General features: G+C 60.7%; 3 protein-coding genes. 2 read left to right on the forward strand and 1 reads right to left on the reverse strand.

What is annotated here, in order from left to right; all coding sequences use genetic code 11:
* Both RMO15_RS10440 and RMO15_RS10445 read left to right on the forward strand, forming a co-directional pair.
* Positions 1–1,665, forward strand: a 1,665-nt coding sequence (locus RMO15_RS10440; protein ID WP_309711644.1) for an ABC transporter ATP-binding protein, incomplete at its 5' end; no start/stop codon positions are given.
* Positions 1,662–2,777, forward strand: a complete 1,116-nt coding sequence (locus RMO15_RS10445; protein WP_309711647.1) for a Gfo/Idh/MocA family oxidoreductase — start codon at positions 1,662–1,664, stop codon at positions 2,775–2,777. The genes RMO15_RS10440 and RMO15_RS10445, both read left to right, overlap by 4 nt.
* Here the strand turns inward: RMO15_RS10445 and RMO15_RS10450 are convergent.
* Positions 2,774–2,960 (reverse strand): hypothetical protein (locus RMO15_RS10450; RefSeq protein ID WP_309711650.1); only part of this gene is annotated, 187 nt, incomplete at its 5' end. The genes RMO15_RS10445 and RMO15_RS10450 overlap by 4 nt on opposite strands.

Consider the following 2,960-nt stretch of genomic DNA (forward strand, 5'->3'; position numbering starts at 1 on the left):
CTGGCTTTTCCGCTGGCCGTGAAGTACTTTGTGGACAAGCTCCTTCCCAGCGCAAACTGGGGGCTGATTCTCAGCGCCGCTGTCGGGCTACTGATGATCTACCTGGTGAACACGGGGCTTCAGTACGTCGTGAACTACTGGGGGCATGTGCTGGGAATCTCCATCGAGACCGAGCTGCGGCGGCGCATCTTCGACCACTTACAAAAACTCTCGTTTCGCTTTTTTGACAACCAGAAGACCGGGCACTTGGTGGCGCGGATCACCAAAGACCTGGAGGAAGTGGGAGAAGTGGCGCACCACGGCCCCGAGGACGCGTTTATCGCGGTGATGACGTTTCTGGGCTCGTTTGGGCTGATGTTCACGCTCAACCCGAAGCTGGCGCTGATCACGGGGCTAGTCGTGCCACCGATGACGTGGGTCTCGACACGCTACGGGCGGGCGATGACGCTCAACATGCGGGCGCTCTTTGGCCGCATCGGGGACTTTAACGCGCGTATCGAGGAGAACGTGGGCGGGATGCGGGTGGTACAGGCTTTTGCCAACGAAGACCACGAGCGCAAGCTCTTCGCCAAGGACAACGAAGCGTATAGGGATACTAAGCTCGATGCCTATAGACTCATGTCCAAGAGCATGTCGCTGAGCTACATGACCATGCGCATCGTCCAGCTTTTTGTGATGATCGCCGGGGCGTTCTATGTTCTGCGCGGCGAGCTGACGATCGGCGGGTTTATGGGCTTTTTGCTGCTGGTCAATGTCTTCTTCCGCCCTGTGGAGAAGATCAACGCCGTGCTGGAGACCTACCCGAAGGGAATCGCGGGCTTCAAGCGCTACTCGGAGCTGCTGAACACCGCGCCCGATATCGCCGATGCGCCCCATGCGCAAGCCATCGAGCACCTGACGGGCGAGATTCGCTTCGAGCAAGTGACATTTGGCTACGAGGCACACAAGCGGGTGCTCGATAATATCAACCTCACTATCCATCCCGGCGAGACGGTCGCGTTTGTCGGGCCAAGCGGCGCGGGCAAGACCACGATCTGCTCCCTGGTGCCGCGCTTCTACGAGCCGCTCGCGGGCCGCATCACGGTAGATGGCATGGATATTCGAGAGCTGACACTGGCGTCGCTTCGGCGCAACATCGGAATCGTGCAGCAGGATGTCTTTCTGTTTGGCGGGACAATCCGCGAGAATATTATCTACGGGCGGCTCGATGCCAGCGACGAAGAAATCAAAGAAGCGGCGCGGCGTGCTCGGCTCGACGAGATGATCGCGCAGCTCCCCGATGGCCTCGATACGGTGATCGGGGAGCGGGGGGTGAAGCTCTCGGGCGGGCAGAAGCAGCGGCTCGCGATTGCGCGGATGTTTCTCAAAAATCCCCCGATTCTGATTCTTGACGAAGCCACGTCCGCGCTGGACACCGAGACCGAGCGTGCCATCCAAGCATCGCTGGCTGAGCTCTCCGTGGGCCGCACGACTCTGGTCATCGCCCACCGCCTCGCCACGATCCAAAACGCCGATAGAATCGTGGTCGTGGACGAGACCGGTGTCGCCGAGCAAGGCCGCCACCAGGAGCTTGTCACGTCGGGTGGCATCTACCAGCGCCTCCACGAAGCCCAGTTTCGCCCACAGCAGGAACCCACTCGTGCTCTGGCGAACCTAGCCTCATGAGCAAGAAAGAAGTTCGGATCGGCATTATCGGCTGCGGACAGATCGCCCAGCAGCATCTCAAGACCTATAAAGAAATCCCCGAGGCCAACGTGGTCGCCTGCGCAGATATTCTCCCTTCGGCGGCGGACAAGAGCGCGGCCACGTTTGGGATTCCCAATGTGTACTACTCCGCCCAAGAAATGCTCAAGCGCGACGACTTAGACGCCGTAGACGTGTGCCTGCACAACAACTTTCACCGAGCAGGCGTCGAGGCGGTCTTAGCATCCGGGCGGCACTGCTACTGCGAGAAGCCCATGGCGGGAGCCTATGCCGACGCGCTGGCGATGAAAGCCGCCGCAGAGGCATCGGGGAAGCTGCTGCACATCCAGCTGGCGGGGATCTACTCCAACGAGGTGCGCTCCGTGAAAGAGCTGATTGATGACGGTGCGCTGGGCGAGGTTTACTACGCCCGCACCAACGGCCATAGAAGGCGCGGTCGGCCCTACGTGGATGGCTACGGCAAGCCGACGTTCGTGCAGAAAGAGAACTCCGGCGGCGGGGCGCTCTACGACATGGGCGTCTACCATATCTCCGAGCTGCTCTGGCTTTTGGGCAACCCGACTCCCACACGCATCTGTGGCCGCACGTTTCAGAAAGTGGCGATGGACGCCAAGCGTCAAGAACTCTCGGGCTACTCGGTGGAGGAGCTGGGCACGGGGCTCGTGAATTTTTCTAATGGCATTGCACTGGACATTCTCGAAGCCTGGGCGATGCACCTCGACACCCTAGAGGGCTCGTTTATCCTCGGCAGCGACGGCGGTGCACGCCTGCGCCCCTTTGGCTACTTCACGTCACAGGGTGACCTGGACATCGACGGAGGCGCGTCTATGGGCGCGGCGGCGTATCGCAGGCGCAAGCTCCGCACAGAAGACGGCGACACGGACACACGCGACAACAGCCAGCGTCACTGGGTCAATGTGCTGCTTGGCAACGATACGCTCCTGCCGACGATGGACCTGGCGCTCAACACCATGCTCATCTCAGAGGGTATCTACCTCTCCGAGAAGCTAAGTCGGGAAGTCACAGCCGAAGAAGTGCGGGAGCTCTCGGTGAGCACTGCCAAGCCGATCTAGCCCTTCTCAATCCCCAGTAGCGCGAAGCTGTCGCGGCGCACGATCACCGAGAGCTTCGCGCTGGTGGGGACACTCTCAAACGTGATGGCGATGGCAGGAGCATTGCCGTAAACGATATCAGCCTCAGTGTGGCGGCGCATCCGTGGGTTGTGGCTCCAGAACTGCTGCACGGTTGGGTGGGCC

It is taken from the genome of Armatimonas sp., from assembly GCF_031410135.1.
Lineage (GTDB): Bacteria > Armatimonadota > Armatimonadia > Armatimonadales > Armatimonadaceae > Armatimonas.